Genomic DNA, 23129 nt, shown 5'->3' on the forward strand with positions numbered 1-23129 from the left:
GCGTCGCAGGCTGCGGGGGCGGCGCGGCAGGCGCGGGATGCGGCGAACGCGTCGGCGGGGCATGCGGATGCGGCGGCGTTGGCGGCGGATCAGGCGGCCGCGGCGGCGGATCAGGCCAAGAAGGACGCCGACGCGGCGGGTCGGTATGCGGCAGCGGCGAAGGTGTCGGCGGACACCGCGACCACAGCAGCAAACCAGGCTGCCGCACTCGAGAAGACCTCCCGCGACGCCGACGCCGCCCGGTTGGAGGCGCAGAAAGCCCAGGCCATCGCCGACGCCGAAGCCGCCAAACAGGCCGAGGACGCGCGCAAGGCCGCCGGGGACTGGAAGGCCGGTGAGGCGGCGAAGCGGGCGGCGGAGACCCAGCGGCTGCTGGATGAGGCGGCGAACCCGGCCACCGCACCGGAGACGGTGATCAAGGACATCCGGCTGGCCGCCGTCCAGCTCATGCAAAGCGGCGGACCCTGGACCAAATCCGCCGCCGCCTCCGCCCTCAGCGGCAACGAAGCCGGCCTCAAGCAGTTCCTGCGCGCCGGGCTCGAGACCGCCGTCCGGCAGGACGACCGGACCAGCGTCGCCGTCCTGCGGGACACGTCGGACAACCAGCGCTTCCAGCAGGCCGCTCGCACGGCGTTCGCCGGCACGGACCCGCAGGTCGCCGACTTCCTGCGCACCCGCGACTACCCCGGCAAGGCCGACGACGACCGGGTCGCGGTCCAGCTGATCCTCAACAACGGCGGCCCGGCCACCAAGGAAGCGGCCAACCGCGCCCTCAGCGGCACCGCGCAGGACATCGCGGACTTCCTGCGGACCGGGCAGTACGTCGCGGCCGAGCACGACGACCGCATCGCCGTCACCCGGTTCCTCACGACCGGCGGCCCGGAGGTCCAGGCCGCCGCCCAGGCCGCGTTGTCCGGCCCGGTCTCCTCCCTGAAGAAGTTCCTGGGCAACGAACGGTTCGACGCCGAACAGCGGGACATCGACACCGCGACGCACGCGGCCGACGTCCACCGCTACGTCACCGAAGCCGCTAGCGTCGCGGCGACGGCCAGGGCCAACGCCGCCCTCGCCGCCGAGGCGTCCGCCCGCGCCCACAACGCGGCCGGCGAAGCCGAGCAGGCGGCCAAGGACGCTCGTACGCAGGCGGACCAGGCGGCCGTCTACGCCGAACAGGCCCGCCAGTCCGCCGCCCAGGCGCAGCAGTCGGCGGACCAGGCGGCGCAGTCCGCCCGGCAGGCCAGGGGCGCGGCGCAGAACGCGCAGCGCGACGCGCAGGCCGCCGCGGCTTCGGCGGCGCGGGCGCGGGCTTCCGCGGTCCGCGCCAACGACTCGGCGGCCGCCGCCCGGACCTACGCCGAGCAGGCCAGGGCTTCCGCCGTCGCCGCCGGCAAGGACGCGGACGCGGCGGCCAAGGCCGCCGACGACGCGGCGAAGATCGCCGCGGACAAGCGGGCCGCGGAAGACGCGAAGAACCAGCAGAGCACCGCCGGGACCGGCCCGCTCTCCCCGGACGACGAAGCCGCGCTGCGAGCGGCGGGCGGACAGGAGCTGGTCGACCAGTACAACCAGGCCAAGGCGCTCGCCGAGAAGAGCATCATCGACTGGATCATCGAAAACGGCGGCCAGATCCTGATCGACCTCTTCATCGGCGGGATCAAGGCCTGCATCAACGACCCGGGGATCGTCAACTGCATCATGGGCGCGGTCGACATCGCGTCCCTCGGCCTGGCCGCGATCAAGGCGTTCGAAGTCGGCAAGGCGCTGTGGCGGGTCATCGCCGGCATCGGCAGGTTCGTCGAGGACGTCGCCCGCGCCCGCACCTTCCTGGGGCGTGGCAAGGAGATCATCGAAGCGGCCCGGGTCGGGAACTGCTTCCCCGCCGGCACGATCGTGCAGACGGAGGCCGGGCCCAAACCCATCGAGCGGGTCGAGAAGGGCGAACGGGTCTGGGCGAAGGACCCGGTGACCGGGCGTTCGCAGCTGCGTGCGGTCGTCGCCACCTTCACCAAGCGGGCCGACGCGCTCGTCGCGGTCACGCTGGGCACCACCGTGGTCCGGGCCACGACCGAGCACCCGTTCTGGGTCACCGGGAAGGGCTGGACCAAGGCGCAGGAGCTGCGGGCGGGCGACGAGCTCGACGCGCAGGACGGCGGCCCGGCGAAGGTCACGGCGCTCGCCCGCGAAACGGCGCCCGTCACGGTCTACAACTTCGAGGTCGAGACCGATCACGACTACCGCGTCTCGGCGCGGGGCGTGCTGGTGCACAACACGTGCACGCCGTTGCCGAACAAGCTGCCGGGCGACCTGCCCCGGGAGCTGGCGGACGCGGCCCGCGTCAACGTCGCGCCGGTCCGGGCCGCGCAGGGCGCCGAGCTGGACGCCGTGCTCGCCCGGTCGGACCTGGAAGGTCAGATCAAGTGGGCGATCCTCGAGGACGGTAGCCTCGTCGTGATGCCGCACACGGTCCAAGGGGTGGAGATCTCGCACGCCGTCCTCAGCGGCGGGCAGTCGGTGAAAGCCGCCGGTGAGGCGACCATCGCGGGCTCGGCCGCCGACGGCTACTTCGGTCTCGAGATCTCCAGCCGCAGCGGCCACTTCGTCGGCGACGACCAGGCGCTCTGGGAGCCGATCCGGAAGCTGGGCATGGACGCGTTCGGGAAGCTGGGGATCCACTTCTGATGTCGGACGTGCTCAGGCGCCTGGACGGCGCGCCGTTGCGGGAACGCTTCGAGTGGTGGCTGGCCGGCGGCAGGCCGGCGGACGACGCCGGGCCGAACGAGTGGCTCGGCGTGGTCCAGGCGCTGACCATGCCGCTGGTCAGCGAGCTGCGGCAGCCCGAACCGGGGGGAGAACGGCTTTCGGCCGCGGAGTTCGACCGGTTCCTGCGCGCGGTCGACGAGCTGTTCTCGTTCCTGGAACAGCGGTCGCTGATGGACGCGCACGAGGTGCTGACCCGGCGGCTCGCGCTGGCCTCCGCGCTGGCCGCGTCCGGGCTTGCGCTGCCGGATTCCCCGCTCACCCCCGACCGGGTCGTGCGGGACGTGATCGCCGTGGTCACGCCGGAGCGGCTGGCGGAGGCGGACCGGCTGAGCCCGGTCTGGACCACCCTCGAGCGCACGGAGATCCTGCGCCTGCGGCACCTCAAACAACTCATCCGGCTCGCGCTCGACCTGCGCGGGCACCTCACCGACACCGAGGCCGCGGCCACCGTGTCGAGCTGGCAGCCGGTCTGGTCCGCGCTGCCCTGAGCAAGCCTCCTTTCTCCGCGTATTCGCCTCACCCGTAATCCGGAAGGACTGGGACAGATGAGACGCAGCTGGTCATGGCCGGGCACGGTCCGCGCGGCGGTCGGGCTCCTGGCCGCCGTCGCGCTCACCGCGGGTCTCGCGCCCGCCGCCTCGGCCGAAGACACCCCGCCGTCCACCGACCGGCAACGGCTCGTGGCCCTGCTGCGGACCGGCGGGCCCGTCGTGTCGCGGGCCGCCGAGGCCGCGCTGTGCGGCAGTGACGACGACGTCCGGGCGTTCGTGGCCACGGGACTGGCCCGGATGCAGGAGGTCGAGGACCGGGTCGCGGTGCAGAAGATGCTGACCGCGGGCGGCCCGGCCACCCAGCACGCCGCGAACGCCGCGCTGAGCGGGACGATCACGGACGTCCGCGCGTTCCTCACCGGCGGCTGGAACCAGCCGTGGCGTGACGACCTGCGCATCCGGATCAGCAGGCTGCTCACGGCGGCGACCGGGCCGCGGGTGAAGGCCGCGGCGAACACGGCGCTGAGCGGGACCGTCGAAGCCCAGCTCGCGTTCCTCGAAACCGGCTGGCAGCAGGCCCAGGACGCGGACGACCGGATCGCGGTGCAGCTGCTGCTCACCTCCGGCGGCCCCGAGGTCAAGAAGGCCGCCAACCAGGCGCTGTCGTCGACCATCGAGGGCGTCCGGGAGTTCCTCCGGACCGGCTACCAGGTGGCGACGCAGCGGGACGCCGAAACGCTGTCCGTCAGCGCCCTCGCCGACCTCGCCAAGGGCGCGCAGGCCCGCTCGGCCGTGCAGACCCAGGCCGCGAAGGACGCCGCGGACCAGGCCGTGGCGGCCGCCGCGGCCGCCAAGGCCGCCGCGCTGACCGCGGCCGAGGAGACCCGGCTGGCGCAGGGCTCGGCCGCCCAGGCCGCGAGCGCGGCCGGCCGTGCGGCCGATGCCGCGAACCGGGCGGCACAGGCCGCGCAGAAGGCGATCAACGCGTCCGCCGCCGCGGCCAGCGCCGCGCGCGAGGCGTCGCACGCGGCGAGCCAGGCCGCGTGGGCCGCGTCCATGGCGGGCCAGGCCGCGGCCCGCGCCCGCAACGCCGCCGCGGCCGCCGCCACCGACCGCGGCCAGGCCGACGCCGCCCGCGACGCCGCCCAGAAGGCGCGGGACGCGGCGATCGGCGCGCGGACCGCCGCGGACGCCGTCGCCCAGGCCGTCGAAGCGGTCCGGCAGGTTTCCGTGGCCGCCCAGGCCGCCGCGAACGCGGCCGGCGATGCGGCGGCCGCCGCCCAGGCGTCGCGGGACGCCGGAGGCTGGGCGCAGCAGGCGGGCGCCAGCTCCGCCGAGGCCGCGGCCGCGGCCGGCCGGGCGCAGCGCAACGCCGACGAAGCCCGCCGCGCGGCCGGCGCCGCACTGGCGCTGGCGAACGACGCGGCCGCCGCCGCGGGCCAGGCGCGGCAAGCCGCCGCGGACGCGGCCGCGCACGCCGACGCCGCGGCCGCGGCAGCCGACGAAGCCGCGCAGCACGCGGGCGAAGCGGCCGGAGCGGCGGATCGTGCCCAGGCGGCCGCGAACGAGGCGAAGAACGAAGCCGACAGCGCGCAGACGGCGGCCGACCAGGCGAAGACGACCACCGAGATCGCGCGCAAGGCGGACGCGGAACGGCTGGCCGAGCAGCAGTCCCAGGCCGTGCGTGACGCCGAAGAAGCCAAGCAGGCCGAAGCGGACCACGTCCGGAGTCCACAGTGGACGGCCGGGGTCGCCGAGCAGGTCGACGCCGCGACGCGGCAGCTGCTGACCGAGGCCGCCGACCCCGCCACCGCGCCGGACACCGCCGTCGCCGACGGCCGCCGTGCCGCGGCCGCGTTGTGGCACGGCGGCGGCCCCCAGGTGCGCCTCGCCGCGTCGGCCGCGCTCGGTGGCACCGCGCCGGAGGTGCTGGACTTCGTCCGGACCGGCCTCGCCGCGGCGATCGAGCGGGACGACCGGTTCAGCGTCACGGTGATCGCCGGGACGACGACCGTCGCGGCCCAGCGCGACGCCGCCAATGCGGCCAACGCGGGCAGCTACGACCAGGTCAAGGAGTTCCTCCGCACCCGGGCCTACCCGCACAAGGACGACGACGACCGGGTGGCCGTCCAGAAGATCCTCAACGCGGGCGGCCCGATCACCCGCACCGCGGCCAACCAGGCGCTGTCCGGCACCCCGGAAGACGTCCGGGCGTTCCTCGCCACCGGCCGCTACCGGGCGGCCGAGGACGACGACCGGGTCGCCGTCCAGAAGATCCTCGACGCCGGCGGGCCGGAGGTCCGCGCGGCGGCCAACGCGGCCCTGTCCGGGCCGTGGTCGTACGTGCGGACGTTCCTGCGGACCGGTCAGTTCGACGCGGCGCTGCGGGACGCGGACGCCGCCGAGCACGTCGCCCAGGTCAACGGCTATGTCGCCGACGCCGCCCAAGCGGCGGCGCTGGCCAAGCAGAACGCCGCGCTGGCCGCGCAGTACGCGGCGACCGCGCGGGGCGCCGCCGATGAAGCGAGGCAGTGGGCCGACGCGGCGAAGGCGTCCGCGGACCAGGCGAAGCAGTTCGCCGAGCAGGCGAAGGCGTCGGCGGACCAGGCGAGCCAGTCGGCCGCGCAGGCGGCGTTCTCGGCGAAGCAGGCCAGGGACGCGGCCGCGGCCGCCCAGGGCAGTGCGCAGGCGGCGAAGAACTCGGCCGCGCACGCGGCGCAGTCGGCCGCGCTGGCGTCGCAGTACGCGGCGCAGGCCCGCGCGTCGGCGGCGCAGGCGCTGGTCGACGCGATCGCCGCGGGCAAGTCCGCCACCGAAGCCGCCCAGGCCGCGGCGGCCGCGCAGAACGCGGCGGTCGAGAAGCAGCGCGAGGAATCCACCCGGCAGGCCGTGACCGGGATGCGCGACGCGGTGCAGCAGCTGCGTGACCAGGCCGCCGCGGCCGTCGGGTCCCGGCCGGAGCTGGCCGCGTTGCGCGACGCGGCCGACCGCGTGCTGGCCCTGATCGACGCGATGGCGCGGGGCACGCTCGACTACGTGCGCGACCACGCGGGCGAGCTGCTGGCGCTCATCGCGCACCTGCTCGAGATCGGGGGCGGGATCGGCCTGGCGGTCGCCGGCGCCGGTGAAGTCGCCGCCGGGGCGGCGACCTGCGGCGAGGAGATCGCCGGCGCCACCGCCGCGGGCGCCCTCATCGGGCTGCCGGAGGGCGGCATCGGGGCCATCCCCGGTGGCGCGATCGGCTTCCTCGGCGGCGTGGTCGCCTGCGTGTTCACCGGCGGTTCGGCCGTCGCGGGCGGGATCGCGTCGATCCTCGGCGGGCTGGCCATGGCGATGGACGGCATCAAGGGCGCCGCGGACGACGTCGAAAAGCTCGCCCAGAACAAGGGGCCGCTCGAAGGCCGCAAGGACGTCAAGGTCTTCGACCCGGCGGTGCCCAACAACGGGCAGATGATCACCGACATCGACCACGTCGAAGGCGGGATCCTGTGGGAGGAGAAGTCCGCGACCGGGGCCGGTGACATCACGCAATGGGTCGACAAGCAGGTCACCGGGAAGCTCGAGTCCTACTTGAAGGCGCGTGCGGTGAGCCCGGAACTGGCCGGGTACCGTGACGCTCCGATCGGGTTGCGGATGACCACTCCCGGGGTGGAGGTCCCGTTGCGCGAGGCGATCGAGAACGCGGTGAGCAGCTTCCGCAACGCACACCCGGGCGTGACCGTCTATCTGGAGTTTTCGTAGTGAGCTATGTGTTCGACGTCGACGGCGAGGTCGTCTGGAGCCCGGCGCTGCGGATCGGCAAGCTGTTCATCAGCATGGCCGGCACGCTGGCGGACAACTCCGGGACCGACCTCGCCGCGGCGGGTTTCACCATGATGGCGAGCGACTACTACTACGTGGACCCGCCGAGGCTGGCCGGCTTCGTCCGGACGCTGCTGGCGGGGGCGGTGGACGCCAACCCGATGTACCGGGAGCTGGCCCGGGGGTTCCTGCTGACCTGCCTGGTTCTCCTGGAGCGGGCCGGGGTGGTGCTGGAGCCCGACGGCGAGGGGCAGCGCGAGCTGTTCGACGCCCGTGCCGCGCACGCGGCGTTGATGTAGTCCCGGTGGTGACCATGGAGAAGACGCTCAGGGCGCTGGCGGACTACGGCTGCTGGGCCCCGTGAGCCGGGACGTCGAATGACGAGGGAGACAAGCCGGTGCGTCCGTCTTCGGATGAAGTCGCCCAGGCGATCCTGGAATACTACGAGCTGCCCGAGGATCCTCCGGCGCCGTTCGAGAACTTTCCCGGCGCCGCGGGGCTGTCCCACCGCGAGGTGGTCGACCGCATCGCCGCCGACCCGGGGTTCCAGGCCGAGCGCATCGCCGAGCTCAAGAACGACCCGGCTCTGCCGCAGTACCGTGAGGAGGCGAGCGGCCTGCTCGCCTCCCTCGCGGAGGCCGGGTTGCCCGTCCTGGTGGTCGAGCACCTGCACCAGCTGCAGGTCAACGGGGAGAAGCTCGACTACAAGGCCCAGGTGCCGCTGCTGGTGGAGTGGCTGGACCGAACGGACTACTTCCCGCTGATGGGTGAACTGGTGCGGACGTTGTCGTTCGCCTTCGCCAAGAAGCAGGCCCGGCCGGTGTTCCTCAAGCTGTTCCGCGATCTGCCCGAGCTGCGCACAGCGGCTGGGCACGAGGTCACCGAGTACATCCGGGAAGACCTGCGGTGGACGATCGGCCTGGGCCTGGCCAAGTTCGCCGAGCCCGCGGTCGCCGACGAGTACCTGGATCTCATCACGGACCCGAAATACGGTGGCGCCCGGACGGCACTGGTCAGCGCGTTGCCGAAGCTCAAGGACGACCGTGCCGCGGCGGTGGCCATGGGCCTGCTGGACGATCCTTCGGTCGCGCACATGGCCGTCCGGGCCCTGGGCAAACTGAACCACACCGAGGCGAAGCCCCGGATCCAGGCCCTGATGGACGATCCACCGTCCACTTGGGACGACAATGACGTCTGCAACGTCAGGACCGAGGCCCGCAAGGCGCTCAAGAAGCCAGGCTGACTGGTGGCGCGCCACCGTTTTGCTCAGCTCTCCGCCGGTTTGGTCCACGCCACCTGGACCAAACCGGTCCCATGCCTCCGCGACACCAGCGTTCCGCGGCCCGGCGGCTGCGGTGACGGCTTGACGTCCGCCAGCAGCGCGCCTTCGTCCTTGGTCCCCGACATGACGAGACCCGGCGAGCCCAGCTCCCGCAGCCGCTGCAGCACCGGCTCGAACAACGCCCGCCCGGCGCCTCCGGACCCGCGGACGATGATCAGGTGCAACCCGATGTCCCGGGCCTGCGGCAGGAACTCCAGCAACGGCTGCAACGGATTCCGCCCCACCGTCGCCACCAGTTCGTAGTCGTCGACCAGGACGAACAGCTCCGGTCCGCGCCACCACGAACGGTTCCGCAACTGGTCCGGGGTCACCGACGGCCCCGGCAGGCGGTTCCGCATCGCCTGAGCGCACTCCGCGATCAGGTCCGTCAGCTTCGCTTCGGTGCCCGCATACCCCAGCAGGTGCGGCTCGGACACCGCGCCGAGCAGGCCGCGGCGGTAGTCCGCGACGATGATCGCCGCTTCCTCCGGGGTGTACGCCGACGTGATGCCGTGAGCCAGCGCACGCAGCAGGGAACTCTTGCCGGATTCGACGTCGCCGAAGGCCACGAAGTGCGGGTCCGCCGCGAAGTCCAGGTACACCGGGCGCAACGTCGACTCCGCGATGCCCAAGGTGACCTGACGGGAAGGCGCCGGGGGCAAGGTGTCCAAGGGGACTTCCGGCGGCAGGAGACGGACCTGCGGCGCACGCGGGCCCTTCCACGCGTCCGAGATCCGGCGGACCAGGTCGACGCCGCCGGTACCGACCGTCTCCGGTCGCTGGTCGCCGTCGATGCGCGGGAGGGCCGCGAGGAAGTGCAGCTTCTCGGCGGTCAGGCCGCGTCCGGGGCGGTCCGCGGGGACGTTAGCCGCGACCTTGCGGTCGATCGACGAGTCCATCGGGTCGCCCAGCCGCAGCTCGAACCGCGTGCCGATGGCGTCGCGCAGCTGGGCGCGGACGCCGATCCACTGGTTGAGCGAGACGATCACGTGTATGCCGAACCCGAGCCCGCGCGCCGCCAGCCCGGTGATCTGCTCCTCCAGCTGCTCGAACTCCTGGCGGATCGTGGTCCAGTTGTCCACCAGCAGGAACACGTCGCCGAATTCGCGGTCGTCGGTGCTCTCGGTCAACTCCGCGCGACGAGCCCGGAACGCCGCCATCGACTCGATCCCTTGCGCCGCGAAGAACTCCTCGCGCTGCTCCAGCAACGTCGTCAGCTCGGCCACGACCCGGCGGCAGCGCTGCGCGTCACGGCGGGTCGCGTACCCCGACACGTGCGGCAGCCCGGCGATCGGCGCCAGCGCGCCGCCACCCATGTCCAGCACGAAGATCTGCACCTCGGCCGGCGTGTGCGTCAGCGCGAGCATGCCCGCGATGTCCTTCATCAGCGTCGACTTCCCGCTCTGCGGCGCGCCGACGATCAGCGCGTGCCCGGCCGCGCCGGAGAAGTCGGCCCACAGCAGGTCGCGACGCTGCTCGAACGGCTTGTCCACCAACGCCACCGGGATCGTCAGCTTCCCGTTGCCGCCCCAGCCGAGCGGGCACAGGCCGCGCGCCGCGTCTTCGCCGAGCGGCGGCAGGAGCTGGTCCAGCGTCGGCGGTTCGGCCAGCGGTGGCAGCCAGATCTGGTGCGCGGCCGGGCCGCGGCCCTCCAGGCGCGACAGCATCGCGCCGATGATCGTCTCGCCGGTGCCCTCCGCCGCGGGAGCCGCGGAGACTTCCGAGGGCTCGACAGTGACCGGGATTTCCACCGGGGCCAGGGAAAACGGCAGGACACCCAGCTCCTGCCCGTCCTCGCGGACGACCGTGCTCCGCGGCGGCAGCTCGCCGGAGACGTAGGCCGCCTTGAGCCGGATCAGCGTTTCGGTGTCGGACTTCAGGTACGCCGACCCCGGCACCGGTGGCAGGTGGTAGGCGTCCGCGACACCCAGCACCGCCCGGCTTTCCGCCGCGGAGAACGTCCGCAGCCCGATCCGGTACGACAGGTGGGAATCGAGTCCGCGCAGCCGTCCTTCTTCGAGTCGTTGAGACGCCAGCAGCAGGTGGATGCCCAGCGACCGCCCGAGCCGGCCGATCGCGACGAACAGGTCGATGAACTCCGGCCGCGAGGACAGCAGCTCGCTGAACTCGTCGATGATCACCAGCAGCGACGGCAGCGGCTCGAGCGGCGCGCCGTCCGCGCGCGCCTTCTCGTAGTCCCGCACCGACGCGTAGTTCCCGGCCGCGTGCAGCAGTTCCTGCCGCCGCAACAGCTCGCCGTTGAGCGCGTCGGCCATGCGGTCGACCAGCGCGAGGTCGTCGGACAGGTTCGTGATGACGGCGCACGTGTGCGGCAGCCCGGTCATCCCGGCGAAGGTCGCGCCGCCCTTGAAGTCGATGAGCGCCAGGTTCAGCGTCTCCGACGAGTGCATCACCGCCAGCGCCGTCACCAGCGTCCGCAGCAGCTCGCTCTTGCCCGACCCGGTCGCGCCGATGACCAGGCCGTGCGGGCCCATCCCGCCCTCGGCCGACTCCTTGAGGTCCAGCTCGACCGGACGCCCTTCCGGGTTGACGCCCAGCGGGATCCGCAGCCGGTCGCGGGCCGCGCGCGGCGCCCACGTCACCGCCGTGTCGGTGTCACGCGGGTCGCCGATGCCGAGGAGACCGGCCAGCCCGAACGTCGTCGACATCGGTTTCTCGCCGACGACGGCGGCGGGCGTGTGCAACGGCGTCAGCATCCTCGCGAGGGCTTCCGCGGCGCCGCGGTCGAGGGTGTCCGGGCGGCCGAGGAACCCGAGCCGCTGCTCGCCGGCGTCGCCGACGACCATGCCGAGCGACTCCGGCGTGGTGTGCAGGCTCAGCAGCCGTTCGGTCGAGAACGTCCGCGGGTGCTCCGGCCCGATCTCGATCACCGTGACGCCGAGCCTGCCGTCCTCGCCGATCAGCCGGGGCTCGCCGTGGGCGTTGCCGCCGTCGACGACCACCACCAGGTGCGGCAGGTCGAGCCCGGCCGCCGCGCCTCGGCTGAACGCGGGGCGTTCGCCGAGGTCCGGGCCGAGCAGCTCGGCCAGCCCGGCCGCGGACTCGGCGGCCAGCCGCCGCGAGCCGACGGCGTCCGTGGCGGCGGCCGCCGTCGCGTGCGGCAGCCACTTCGCCCACTCCCAGTCGTGCCGGCGGTCCGGCGGCACGCACACCGCGATCCGCAGGTCGGCGGGGGAGTGGAAGGTGACGAGCTGGCACAGCAGCGCCCGCACCAGGCCCAGTACGTCCGGCCGCCGTCCGGCCACGGTGACCGCGGCGAACGACCGCAGCGACAACGCGACCGGCAGGCCGTCCACCGTCGAGTAGGTGCGGATGAAGTGCTTGAGGCTGGTGGAGGAGACCGGGTCCAGGTCCTCCAGCGGCACGGTCTGCGGTGCCTTCAACGGCGTCGCGAGCCGCTGCGGACCGGTGCCCGCGCGCACCTGCGCGAAGTGGCCGTCGCCGCGCCGCCGGTCCCACAGCTTGCCGGTCTCGACGTAGGCCCACAGGTCGGCCGGGTCGGGCTGGACGGCGACCATCGCCGCGCGCTGGCCGTCCGCGATGTCCCGGACCTGGGTCCGCAGCCCGGAAAGGTAGCGCTGGTAGTCGCGGCGCTCGTCGTTGATCTGCGCCTTCTTCGCCATCCCGCCGCGGCCCAGCGACATCACGACCATGCCGCCCATGGCGCAGACGAACAACGCGCCGAAGATCCACGTCATCACGCCGCCGTCGCGTCCGATGTAGACGAACGACATCGCGCCCATGCCGAGCATCATCGGCAGGAACATCATCAGCTGCATCATCCCGCCGGACGAGCTCTTCGGGAGCATCGGCGGGGACTGCAGCACGATTTCGCTCGGACGCTCGGGCGAGAGGCTCATCGGTACAGGCTCGCTCCAGTTCGGGGGTGCACTGACCGGTATTTTCGCCACATACCGCCGTCGCGCGGTGGGTACTTTTGCCGTCCGCCCGCTTCCGGGGCCGAACTTACGCTCAGCCGAGCAAGCCCCCCTCGGAAGGAGAGCCATGGCCGGCGAGTACCGGGCCGAGCCCGAGGCGATGCGCTCTGCCGTCGGGAACGTCGGCGGCATCATCGCCCACGGCATCAACGCCGTCGCCGACCTGGAACGGCTCGTCGTCCAGCCGATGTCGTTCGCGAGCTTCGGCAGCGCGGTGGCCGCCGCGAACGCGGCCCTGCATTCGAGCCAGGTCACCGCCGTCCGCACGCTCCTGCAGCTGCTCCAGCAGGTCAACGGGCTCGTCAAGGCCAGCGCGGACGCCTACCAGGCGGCCGACCGGGACGTCGCCGCGGGCTACGGCGGGGGGCACGCGCCGGCGAGTCCCGCGTCGTCGATCTGGGGGAGCTCGCACGCCTCCGAGCTCGCCACCCTGGCCATCAACGACAGCGCGGGCGCCCGCGGCGAGCCGTCGTCGGTCGGGAACGTGCTGCGCTACCTCGGCGACGCGCAGCTCGGCAGGCTAGGCGACCACCCGATCACCGACGCGCGGTTCCACGGCGTCGCCGACTTCAACGACTGGCTCGCCGGCGACGCCGACAACCAGGCGCGCGTCGGGCTGATCGAGGTCTACGCGGGGACCGCGCGCACCTTTTCCGACGTGCCCGGCGGGGTGCACAGCGGTGACGTCGTGGTCGTGGAGCCGCTGCTGTTCTCCGACCGCAACCCGGTCATCGGCGTCGCCGGCGACGGTGGCCGCCTCTACAACCACGGGCTGCTCGACGCCCGCTTCAGCGGGCTGGCGAAGGTCAGCGTGTACCGGCCCGCCTCCGTCGTCGCCTGACCGTCCGCTCTTTGAACCCTGTGAGGTCCGATGCTGACTTTCCCGAACTCCAGCGCGATGGACGCGACCGCGTCGTCGGGCGGGCCGATCACCATCCTGCCGCAGATCGTCACCGGGCAGCCGGAGCAGATCGCCAAGCACGTGGTGGACCTGGTCAAGAAGGCCGAGCAGTTCCTGTCGATGTACCACGAGCTGACCAAGGCCGCCGACCAGCTGGGCAAGATCTGGTCGGGCGCGGCGAGCGAGTCGGCGCTGAAGAAGATCAGCGAGTCGCTCGACCAGCTCACGAAGATCATCAACGTCGTGCAGAAGGGCGCCGAGCTGCTCGGCGTGTCCGGGACGCTGATCAAGACCGCGCAGGAGGCCTACCGCGCGGTGGTCGCCGCGGTGAACCCGACGGTCGCCGCGCTGATGTCGAACTGGTGGACCTACGGCGCCGCGGTCGCTTTGTCGACCGCGACGAGCGCGTCGCTGCGGGCGTTCATCACCGCGATCGGCGCGCTGCTCAAGGCGCTCGGCGCGGTCGACCTCGCCCAGCAGGTCACCACGCTCGCGCAGGTCATCGGCGAGATCGAGAAGCTCTTCCACCACGGCTCCGGCAACGGGGGCGCGACGACGCCGTCGATCGGGAACACCCCGGTCCGCGCGCCGCAGACCCCGGCGCAGGTGGCGAGCCCGGCGGGGCAGCAGGCGGTGGCGGGCGGCAGTGGCGGGGGCATCCCGCAGCAGCCGTCGTTCACCGACTACACCCCGCCCGCGCTCGCCGGAGGCGGTTCCAGCGGCTCCGGCAGCCAGCAGAACAGCTGGATCCCCGTCGACCACCCGGCGACGACGACGCCGGCGGTCGCCTCGATTCCCGCCCCCGCGCCCGCGCACGCCGACGAGGTCGTCATCCACACCAACCTCACCACCGGTGAGTCCACTGTGGAGGCTCCGGGCGGTCAGGACTTCGACATCGACATCGCCATGGACTACAACGGCAGGCACTTCAGCCAGCACGTCGGCTACGACGCGGCCGGGAACTAGCCGATGGGCGGCGCGGTGGACGCTTCGGGGGTGGTCAGCGCGGTGCTGTCCGGGTACCGGCGCGTCCTCGTCGAGTGCCGGCGGCGCGTCACCGGGGATCCCGGTGCGCTGAGCGCGGCCTCGCAACGGGTCTCCGCCCAGGCTGCGACGGTTTCGCGGAAGGCCCATGAGATCGGTGCCTCCGCGAAGACCCTGCACGCGGACTGGGACGGCGCCGCCTACACCGCGTTCGCCACCGCGGCGGGTGAACTCGGCCGGGAACTCGCCGGCACCGCGACAAAACTCGACGACCAGGCGAAACGGCTTTCGGCGGCGAGCCGGCTCGTCCTGTCGGCGGAGGCCGCCGTCGACTCGGTGATCGCGCAGTTCGACCAGTACGCCGCCCAGCTGACGGCCCAGGCTCGCGCGGTGAACTCCGCTTCGGTCGGCGCGTTCGTCCAGGCCGCGCGGCAGCTCGGGGAAGAGGCCGCCGCCGCGGCCCGCCAGGTCGTCGACGAGTTCGCCGACGCGCTCGCCGAGCTGTTCCCGCCCGAAGGCGTCGGACGGCTCGAGCACGAGCTGGGCAAGTGGGCACGCGGGCCGCTGCACTGGCTCAACGGCGAGCCGATGGACGGCCGGAAGCGGCCGCGGACCGTGCCGTCGTGGTTCGGCAACTCCGGCTGGAAGAAGCTCACCTGGGACGGCCTCGAAGGCACGCGCGCGCCGCAAAAAGCCCACACGCCGTTCGGGCAGCCGGAACCCGAGGGCCTGAAGAACAAGATCGGCCGCAACACCGAGATCACCTACTACAAGTTCCAGCACGAGCAGGACGGGTTCTCGCCGGAGTACGACGGGAAGGTCACGTCGAAGGGCTGGGACGTCGGCGCGTCCGGGCACGCCGAACTCGCCGCGCTGCACGGCGAGCTGGAAGGCAAGAAGGAGTGGGGCGTCGCCGAAGCCCACGCCAAGGGCACGGTGTTCGCCGGCGGCGAGGTGAGCGCGTCCGGCACGATCGGCGCGCACGGCGCCGGCGCCCACGCAAACGCTTTCGTGGGCGGGAAGGTCGAGGGCGAAGTCGCCGCGGACGTCGCCGGCATCGGCGTCGGCGCGAACGGCACGCTGCAGTACGGCGTCGGCGCGCAGCTCGACGCGCAGGCCGTCTACGACGCCGGGCACCTCAAGGTGAACTTCAAGGTGGGTGCGGCCCTCGGCGTCGGCGCGGGCGTCGGCGCGAAGATCGACATCGACCTGCCCAAGCTCGGCCACACGATCAGCGAGTACGGCGGCGCCGCGGTCGACGCGGTCAGCCACGCCGCGCACGACGCCGCCGACGCCGTCGAATCCGCTTGGGACGACGCTGTTTCGTACGTGGGGCTGTGATGACGCTTCCCCTCGACTTCGTCATCCCGGACGGCTGGACCGCGGTCGACCCGGGCGACTCGGGCGCGGTGTTCGTCGCCGTGCACCCGGTGCCGGGCGAGGAGTTCACGCCGAACATCACCGTCAGCGTGCAGCAGCGGCCCGACGAAGCGTCGGTCGACGCCATCGCCGACGAGGCCGTCGAGCGCCTCGCCCGCACATCGGCCGGGCTCGACGTGCTGAGCCGCCGCGACGTCGGCGACCCGGCCGCGCCCGGCGTCATGCAGCTGCTGCGCCTGCGCACCGGCGAAGGCACCGAGCTGATCCAGACCCAGGTGCACCTGACCGTCCCCGGCGAGACGCCGGAAGACCGGCTGGTGCTCGAGCTCGCCTGCACGGCCGCGCCCGCGACCGCCCGGCGGCTCTCCCCCGGATTCCAAGCGTTCGTGGGCAGCCTCCACGTCCGCCAGCACGAAGGGACACCACAGTGACCGATCCGTACGCGGTGCCGGACATGGACGAGTTGCTGGCGCAGGTGCGCAAGCAGACCGAAGAGGTCCAGCGGATCCAGCGCACGGTCGAGGCGATGGAGATCAAAGCGCACTCGCGGCAGAACGAGGTCACCGTCACCCTCCGCGGCGACGGCCGCTTCACCTCGATCGACATCGACCCCCGCGCGATCCGCGAGTACGACGCCCGCAACCTCTCGGAGATCGTCCTCGAGGCGGTGAACGCCGGGCTGCAGAAGCTCGCCGAGGCGTCGAGCGCCAAGTTCGCCCCGGTGATCGCGGCCGCGAAAGACGTCTGATGACGGCATCTCTCACGGGCACGACCCGCCGGGTCACGGTGGTGACGCCTCGGGCCCGCGTCGACGTCGCCCTGCCGCAGCAGTCGACGTTCGCCGAGCTGGTGCCGCAGCTGGTGCGGCTGGCCGGAGCGTCCGGGCAGGCGTCGGCCGAACACCCGGGCTGGGTGCTTTCGCGACTGGGCGGGGCACCCCTCGCCCTGGGACTCAGCGTCGCGGCCGCCCAGATCCGCGACGGCGAAGTCCTGCACCTGACCCCGCGGGAACGCCCGCGGGGTCCGCTGCTGTTCGACGACGTCGTCGACTCGATCGCCAGCGTCGCCGACGCCGACGGCGGCTGGGGCCCTTCGGTCGCGCGGCGGTCCGGGCTGGTCGCCGCGGTGGTCCTGTTGCTGGCGGGCGGCCTGCTGGTGCAGGCGGCGGCGTCCGGCAGCGTCCTGGCGCCGATCGGGACCGGGCTGCTGGCTCTGGTGCTGCTGCTCGGCGGCGGCGCGTTGAGCCGCGCCTACGGCGACGCCGAGGCGGGCGCGGCCGGCTCCCTGGCCGGAGTCGGCGTCGCGCTCCTGGCGGGGATGTCGGTGCTGCCCCCGCATCCGCTGTTCTCGCTGTCGGCCGGGCCGCTGTCGGCGGGCTTCGCGGCCGTGACGGTGTACGGCGTGCTGGCGGCGGTCTCGGTGGCCGACCGCCTGCCGTGGTTCGTGGCGATCACCGGCGCGGCCGGCTTCGGCGCGATCACTTCCGGAGTAGTGCTCCTCGCGGGCGTTTCGCCCTTGTCGGCGGCCGCGGTGGTCGCGGTGCTGGCCACGGCGCTGGCGGCGGTGGCGCCGATGCTGGCGTTGCGCCTGGCCCGCCTGCCGCTGCCGCGGGTCCCGGACGACATGGAGGCGTTCCGCGCGGACGAACAGCCGTCGCTGGGCGCCGACATGATCGGCCGGACGTCCCGCGCCCAGGCCGTCCTGACGGGGTTGCTGGTGGCGCTGGGCCTGGTCGTGCTCGGCGCGTCCGTCGTGCTGGCCTCGGGCGGGCCGTGGGAAGCGGGCTTGGCGGCGCTGCTGGGCGTGGCGTGGATCCTGCGCTCCCGGTCGTACGCGGGCCGCGCGCAGCGCCTGGTCCTGGTGGGCTTCGGCGTCCTCACGCTGGTGTGCGCCGGGGTGTGGCTCGTCGCCTCGGGCGACCGCACGGCCGTCTTCGCGGCGGGCTGCGCGGTGGTCCTGGCGGCGGTGCTCTGCCTGGTGTACGCGACGCGGGTGGCGCGCGGGCTGCGTTCCCCTTACTGGTCACGGCTTCTGGACGTTTCGGAGTTCCTGATCCTGCTCTCGCTGGTGCCGGTGGTGGCGATGATCGCGGGGGTGTACGAAGCCGTCCGGGGTTGACGGTGAGACACGGACACTGTTAAGACTTCTGTTGGGAGCGCTCCCAGGCTGTTCGTCAGTCGATTCCAGGGAGATGCCATGACACGACGTCGAGAACAGTCCGAGAGCGCCGGTTCGCCGCTCCTGAGCCGGCGGGCAGTGCTGGCGGCGGGCGCCGCACTGCCGGTGCTGGCGGCTACACCGGCCGCGGCGGCCACCGCGGTGGTCGTCGAGCCGTCGAACGTGCAGCAGACGATCCTGGGCTTCGGCGGGATGAACCACACCGTCTGGATCAGCGATCTCACCGCCGCCCAGCGCGAGACGGCGTTCGGCAACGGCACCGGCCAGCTGGGGTTCACCGTGCTGCGCATCCCGGTCCACGAGGACCGCAACAACTGGAGCCGCGAGGTCGCCACGGCCAAGCGGGCGAGCCAGCTCGGGGCCAAGGTCATCGCCTCGCCGTGGAACCCGCCCGCCTCGATGACCGAAAGTTTCAGCGGGGGCAAGCGGCTGAAGTACAGCTCCTACGGCGCCTATGCGCAGCACCTGAACGACTTCGCCGCGTTCATGGCGAACAACGGCGTGCCCCTGTACGGGATCTCGGTCCAGAACGAACCCGACTACGCGCAGCAGTGGACGGCGTGGACCGCGAGCGAGATCGTCAAGTTCCTGCGCGAGAACGCGGGCACGATCAGCACGAAGGTCATCGCGCCCGAGTCGTTCCAGTACCGCAAGAGCATGTCCGACCCGATCCTCAACGACGCCACCGCGCTGGCGAACGTGGACATCATCGGCACGCACCTCTACGGCACCCGGTTCGCGGACCTGCCCTACCCGCTCTTCCAGCAGAAGGGCGGCGGCAAGGAACTGTGGATGACCGAGGTCTACTACCCCAACAGCACCGACTCGGCCGACCTCTGGCCACAGGCGCTCGACGTGGGCGAGCACATCCACCGCGCGCTGGTGGACGGCCGGTTCCAGACCTACGTGTGGTGGTACATCCGCCGCTCCTACGGCCCGATGCGCGAGGACGGGCAGATCAGCAAGCGCGGCGCCTGCATGGCGCACTTCGCGAAGTGGGTCCGCCCCGGCTACTCGCGGATCACCGCGACCGCGAACCCGCAGGCGAACGTCTACGTCTCGGCGTACAAGAGCGGATCCCGGATCGTCGTCGTCGCCGTCAACAAGAACGCCTCGGCGGCCGACCTCGCGTTCACGATCCGGGACACCGGTTCCGCGACCGCCCAGACCTGGCTGACGAGCGCGAGCGCGAACCTCGCGCGTTCCACCGACGTCACCATCGCGAACGGAGCGTTCACCGCTCAGCTGCCTGCCCAAAGCATCAGGACGTTCGTCGTGAACTGAGTCAGCTGTCCAGCGCGAGCGGCAGGGTCCGGCGCACCCCGGACTCGTGCCGCCCGTGCAGCGGGACCACCGGCAGTCCCGGTGCGGGCACGGGACTTCCGGGACGCGCTCCCACCCGGATCGTCACCTCGGCCTTCTCGCGCCCGCCGGGCGTCCGCGTCAGCGTGTACGACGTCGCCGTGAAAGCCGCGCCGGGCACCGAAAAGTCCACCATCCGCGGCGAACGCGGCCGGAAGCACACCTGCGCCGCGTTGCCCCACGTCCAGGACCGCCAGCGGTCGGGAGCGCCGCCGGCGGGCCCCTGGACGCCCAGCGCCACCCGAAGCTCCTTCGCGAGTTCCCCCGCCTCCAGGACCGTGCTCTGGTACCCCGCCTCGGCCAGCGCGCCCATCAGGCTCAACGCCGCCGACGCCGTGCTGCGCAGCGCGCCGAGATCGCCGCCGCCGCGGGCCAACGCCGCGATGGGCGCGAGATCAGGCCGGTACCGCACCGCCAGCCACCGCACCCGCAGCACCTGCTCGCCGCGCGGGATCGCCCACGTCAGCAGCTGCGCCGACGCCAGCGGGACGTCCGTGCGCCGGTAAGCCGCGTGCAGGACATCCACCAGGGAGGCCCCCGCCGCCGACCCCGGCGTCAAGCGCACCAGGGCGCTCCACCCGCCGTCGACCTCGGCGACGCCGAAGCGGTTGCCCGCGCGGTCGACGTGCTGGCGCACCCTCACCGGCCCGGCCACGCGGTGCAGCGGGTCCGGGCTGTCGCGGCGGGTGTCGTGGCGCCGCAGCCGGTACCCCGTCCACGTCAGCAGCCAGCCCGCGAGGTGCCGCCCGGCGAACCGCAGCGACGTCGCCAGCACGACCAGCCCCGCCCCCGCGCTGACGCCGATCCGCACGGGTTGCGTGACGCCGTCGAGCAGCCACGCGAGCAGGACGGCGAGCGCGGCGATCTCCCACACGGCGGCCTGCAGCGGCCGGACCGGCAGCAGCCACGGCAGTGGTGTGGCGGCGGGCCGGGGCGGCGCCGGGCGGACGGCGGTCGTATCGACGGACACGGGCTCCCCTTTCCCCGAGCCTTTCCCCGAGTCTGCGACGCTACTGCCTCCCCAGATGCGGTGTGGGCGTAAAAATTACCCTCGCCCAGGCCGAATCCGGTGCCTAGCATCGACCGCTCGGGAGGACGACGCACACAGCGGGGGCACAGCAGCGTGTGGACGCAGCGGGATCAGATCCAGGCGTACCAGTTCCTCCGCCGCAGGCTCGTTTCCGCGCTCGTCGCCGCCGACGCCAACCACCCCGTCTCGCCCAGCCGCCGGCTCGTGCTGGGCACGGTGCTGGGGCTCGCGGCGGCCCTGCTCGTCACCGCCGTCTTCGGCATCATCGGCCTGCTGAACCCCGCCGGCGGCAAGGACTGGCTGGCCGGCGGCAAGGTGATCGTCGAGGAGGGCACCGGCGCGCGGTTCGTGCTCGGCGCCGACGGCGTGCTGCACCCGGTGCTCAACTACGCGTCCGCGCGGCTGCTGGCCGGCGGCAACGGCGACGCGACCGTGACGGTGTCCTCGAAGAACCTCGGCAAGGCGGGCCGCGGCGCCGCGATCGGCATTCCCGGCGCGCCCGACTCGCTGCCCGCGCCGGGCGCGCTCGTCGGCACCGCCTGGACGAGCTGCAGCCGCACCACCCAGGACGCGCCCGCGTCGGAGGAGCCCCGCACCGCCGTGCTGCTCGCCGCGCCCGCGTCCGGTGTGGAGCTGCCCCGCGACCAGGGCGTGATCGTCCGGCTGCCGCGGGGAGAGCGGTTCCTGCTCGCCGGCGGGCGGCGCTACAGGCTGAGCGACGAGGCCGCGACCGCGCTGCAGTTCGACAGCTACCCGACGATCGCGGTGTCCGCGCGGTGGATCGACACCGTCCCGGCGGGCCGCGACCTCGCCGCGCTGCCGGTCGGCGGCGCGGGCGACCCGGGGCCGGCGGTGGGCGGTCGCGGTACCCGTGTCGGCGAAGTCCTCGCCGTCGTGGACGCGATGGCCGCGCCCGCCGCGGCGACGTCGTACTACCTCGTCCGCGCGGACGGGCTCGAGCCGGTCGGGCAGACCGAGGCGAGCCTGCTCGTGACGACGGCGGCCAACGCGGCGGCCTACCCCGGGCCGCCCGCGCCGGTGGAGGTCCGCGCGGCGGACGTCGCCGCGGTGCCGAAGGTCGCCGCGCCGCGCGCCGGCGGCGCCGACCCGGCGGCCTACCCCGACCGCATTCCCGGCAAGGCACCGATCACCGGGAACTCCGTCGCGCTGTGCGTTCAGGGCAACCGCTTGCTCGTTTCGGCCGAATTCCCGCTTCCCGTTGGCGCCAGGGCAATCCAGGTCGCGACCCGGACCGAAGCACGGGTGGCGGACGAGGTGTTCGTTCCCCCCTCGGGGGGCGCCGTCGTCGTCGAGTCCGGCTCGGTCACGACTTACCTGGTGACCGACACGGGCCGGAAGTACCCGGTGGTGAACGCGCAGGCCTTGGCCTCGCTCGGCTACGGAGGAGCCGCCAGGCCGCCGGTCGCAGGTAGTTTGCTGGCATTGGTGCCGACGGGCCCCGCGCTGGACCCGGCCACGGCCGGGCAGCCGGCTCCGTCGGGTGGAACGGGGTGAAAGTCGTGCACATGACAGAAGAGCGTTCGACCGGCGACGCGGTGGGCCAGGGGCGGGTCCGCGTCGCGGTGATCGAAGACCACCCGCTGTACCGCGTCTCCGTGGAGCGGGTCCTGGCCGAAGCCGATTTCGTCGAGCTCGGCGCGGTGGTCGACTCGGTCGCCCGCTTCCACGTCCACCGGCAGCCGCCGGGCAGCGTGGTCCTGCTCGACCTCGGCCTGCCGGGCGTCGCGGGCGCGGCGGCGGTGCTGGAGGTCTGCGAACTCGGCCACCACGTGCTCGTCGTCTCCGCCCAGGCGGAGCCCGAGGTCGTCCTGGGGGCGATCGCCGCGGGGGCGCGGGGGTTCCTCTCGAAGGACGTCGACGCGGACGAGCTGCTGATCGCGATCAAGACGGTCGCCGACGGCGGCGCGTACGTCTCCGCCGTGGTCGCCGGGATGATCATGAAGGACAACGCCGACCGGCCCGCGACGTCGGCCGAGGTCGAGCTGTCGCCGCGTGAGGAGCAGGTGCTGCGGCTGGTCGCGGCGGGCGAGCGCGACGTCGACATCGCGCTGATCCTCGGCATCGGCGTCCGCACCGTGCGCGGCTACCTCGACCGCATCCGCGACAAGACCGGCGAACGCCGGCGGCCGGGCCTGGTCAAGGAGGCCATCCGCCGCGGCCTGATCGGCGGCACGGACCCCCGGCGCGGCGGCCGCAAGTGAGCGCCGTCCGGAGCATCCACGTCGGCGTGATCGAGGACCACCCGCTCTACCGGTACGCGCTGACCCGCGTGCTCACCGAAGCCGCGGACATCCGGCTCGGCGCGGTCGCCGACTCGGTGGCCCGGTTCGCGGTCCAGGACCAGCCGGCGGGCAGCGTCGTCGTCCTCGACCTCAAGCTACGCGGCGTCCAGGACGCGGCCGCGGTCCTGGAAGTGGGGCAGATGGGACACAAGGTGCTGGTGGTGTCGGCGCACGCGGAACAGCCGGAGGTCCTCGGTGCGATGCAAGCGGGCGCGAAGGGCTTCCTGTCCAAGGACGTCGACGGCGACGAGCTCCTGCGCGCGATCCGCACGATCGCCGACGACAACGCGTACGTCTCGCCGACCCTGGCCGGGATGATCATCCAGGACAGCGAGGAGCGGCACGCGGGGCCGAAAATCGTGTTGTCGGAACGGGAAAAGCAGGTGCTGCGCCTGGTGGCGGCGGGGGAGCGGGACGTCGACGTCGCCGAGATCCTCAACATCAGCGTCCGCACGGTCCGGTCGTATTTGGACCGCATCCGCGACAAGACCGGCGAGCGCCGCCGCGCGGGCTTCGTCCGCGTCGCCATCCGCGAAGGCCTGCTCCGCTAGCTCCGGCCCCAAACGCCCCAATGTGGCGTTGGGTGCGTTGGACGCACCCAATGTGGCGGTGGGGGGGGCGGAGCCACCCCCCCCCCCCCAGCGGGCGGAGGGGGGGCG

17 protein-coding genes are annotated in these 23129 nt (G+C 73.1%); 15 read left to right on the forward strand and 2 right to left on the reverse strand.

Annotated elements, in window-relative coordinates; genetic code table 11:
• The 5 genes from AB0G28_RS46175 to AB0G28_RS46195 form a co-directional block, all read left to right on the forward strand.
• Positions 1-2679: polymorphic toxin-type HINT domain-containing protein (locus AB0G28_RS46175; RefSeq protein WP_361104902.1), on the forward strand; the 2679-nt coding region annotated here is incomplete at its 5' end.
• Between the two features lie 8 nt (positions 2680-2687).
• The gene (locus AB0G28_RS46180) at positions 2688-3248 is read left to right on the forward strand and encodes a hypothetical protein (RefSeq protein WP_361104905.1); all 561 of its coding nucleotides are present in this window, start codon (positions 2688-2690) and stop codon (positions 3246-3248) included.
• Between the two features lie 57 nt (positions 3249-3305).
• A complete protein-coding gene (locus AB0G28_RS46185; RefSeq protein ID WP_361104908.1) occupies positions 3306-6992 on the forward strand; it encodes an ALF repeat-containing protein in 3687 nt (1228 codons plus the stop codon).
• On the forward strand, positions 6992-7351 hold the full coding sequence (locus tag AB0G28_RS46190) for a DUF6086 family protein (protein ID WP_361104911.1): 360 nt from the start codon (positions 6992-6994) through the stop codon (positions 7349-7351). Before AB0G28_RS46185 ends, AB0G28_RS46190 begins: the two co-directional genes overlap by 1 nt.
• 98 nt (positions 7352-7449) lie before the next feature.
• Positions 7450-8295: a HEAT repeat domain-containing protein gene (locus AB0G28_RS46195; RefSeq protein ID WP_361104914.1), complete on the forward strand. Its 846-nt coding sequence runs from the start codon at positions 7450-7452 to the stop codon at positions 8293-8295.
• Between the two features lie 23 nt (positions 8296-8318).
• On the opposite strand, the gene eccCa is transcribed toward AB0G28_RS46195, so the two are convergent.
• On the reverse strand, positions 8319-12254 hold the full coding sequence (gene eccCa / locus AB0G28_RS46200) for a type VII secretion protein EccCa (RefSeq protein ID WP_361104917.1): 3936 nt from the start codon (positions 12252-12254) through the stop codon (positions 8319-8321).
• Between the two features lie 145 nt (positions 12255-12399).
• Here eccCa and AB0G28_RS46205 point away from each other — a divergent pair, with 145 nt between their 5' ends.
• The 7 genes from AB0G28_RS46205 (at position 12400) to AB0G28_RS46235 (ending at position 19059) form a co-directional block, all read left to right on the forward strand.
• On the forward strand, positions 12400-13173 hold the full coding sequence (locus AB0G28_RS46205) for a WXG100 family type VII secretion target (RefSeq protein ID WP_361104920.1): 774 nt from the start codon (positions 12400-12402) through the stop codon (positions 13171-13173).
• 30 nt (positions 13174-13203) lie between these two features.
• On the forward strand, positions 13204-14199 hold the full coding sequence (locus AB0G28_RS46210; RefSeq protein WP_361104923.1) for a hypothetical protein: 996 nt from the start codon (positions 13204-13206) through the stop codon (positions 14197-14199).
• A 3-nt stretch (positions 14200-14202) separates the two neighbouring features.
• Positions 14203-15558 carry a WXG100 family type VII secretion target gene (locus AB0G28_RS46215; protein ID WP_361104926.1) on the forward strand — a complete coding sequence of 452 codons (1356 nt, stop codon included), beginning with the start codon at positions 14203-14205 and terminating at the stop codon, positions 15556-15558.
• The gene (locus AB0G28_RS46220) at positions 15558-16028 is read left to right on the forward strand and encodes a hypothetical protein (protein WP_361104929.1); all 471 of its coding nucleotides are present in this window, start codon (positions 15558-15560) and stop codon (positions 16026-16028) included. Before AB0G28_RS46215 ends, AB0G28_RS46220 begins: the two co-directional genes overlap by 1 nt.
• Complete coding sequence (locus AB0G28_RS46225; RefSeq protein ID WP_013224119.1) at positions 16025-16345, forward strand: YbaB/EbfC family nucleoid-associated protein; 321 nt, start codon at positions 16025-16027, stop codon at positions 16343-16345. The genes AB0G28_RS46220 and AB0G28_RS46225 overlap by 4 nt, the downstream gene beginning before the upstream one ends.
• Positions 16345-17715: a type VII secretion integral membrane protein EccD gene (eccD, locus tag AB0G28_RS46230; protein WP_361104932.1), complete on the forward strand. Its 1371-nt coding sequence runs from the start codon at positions 16345-16347 to the stop codon at positions 17713-17715. The genes AB0G28_RS46225 and eccD overlap by 1 nt, the downstream gene beginning before the upstream one ends.
• 78 nt (positions 17716-17793) lie before the next feature.
• Positions 17794-19059: a glucuronoxylanase gene (locus tag AB0G28_RS46235; protein ID WP_361104935.1), complete on the forward strand. Its 1266-nt coding sequence runs from the start codon at positions 17794-17796 to the stop codon at positions 19057-19059.
• Between the two features lies 1 nt (position 19060).
• On the opposite strand, the gene AB0G28_RS46240 is transcribed toward AB0G28_RS46235, so the two are convergent.
• Positions 19061-20107, reverse strand: a complete 1047-nt coding sequence (locus AB0G28_RS46240) for a type VII secretion protein EccE (protein WP_361104937.1) — start codon at positions 20105-20107, stop codon at positions 19061-19063.
• 153 nt (positions 20108-20260) lie between these two features.
• Here AB0G28_RS46240 and eccB point away from each other — a divergent pair, with 153 nt between their 5' ends.
• The 3 genes from eccB to AB0G28_RS46255 are packed head-to-tail and all read left to right on the forward strand — an operon-like array spanning position 20261 to position 23021.
• Entirely contained in the window at positions 20261-21682 is a 1422-nt protein-coding gene (eccB, locus tag AB0G28_RS46245) for a type VII secretion protein EccB (protein WP_361104940.1), read from the forward strand.
• An 11-nt stretch (positions 21683-21693) separates the two neighbouring features.
• Positions 21694-22389: a response regulator transcription factor gene (locus tag AB0G28_RS46250; RefSeq protein ID WP_361104943.1), complete on the forward strand. Its 696-nt coding sequence runs from the start codon at positions 21694-21696 to the stop codon at positions 22387-22389.
• A complete protein-coding gene (locus tag AB0G28_RS46255) occupies positions 22386-23021 on the forward strand; it encodes a response regulator transcription factor (RefSeq protein ID WP_361104946.1) in 636 nt (211 codons plus the stop codon). Before AB0G28_RS46250 ends, AB0G28_RS46255 begins: the two co-directional genes overlap by 4 nt.
• The last annotated feature ends 108 nt before the right edge of the window (positions 23022-23129 follow it).

Source organism: Amycolatopsis sp. NPDC021455 (genome assembly GCF_040640995.1).
Lineage (GTDB): Bacteria > Actinomycetota > Actinomycetes > Mycobacteriales > Pseudonocardiaceae > Amycolatopsis.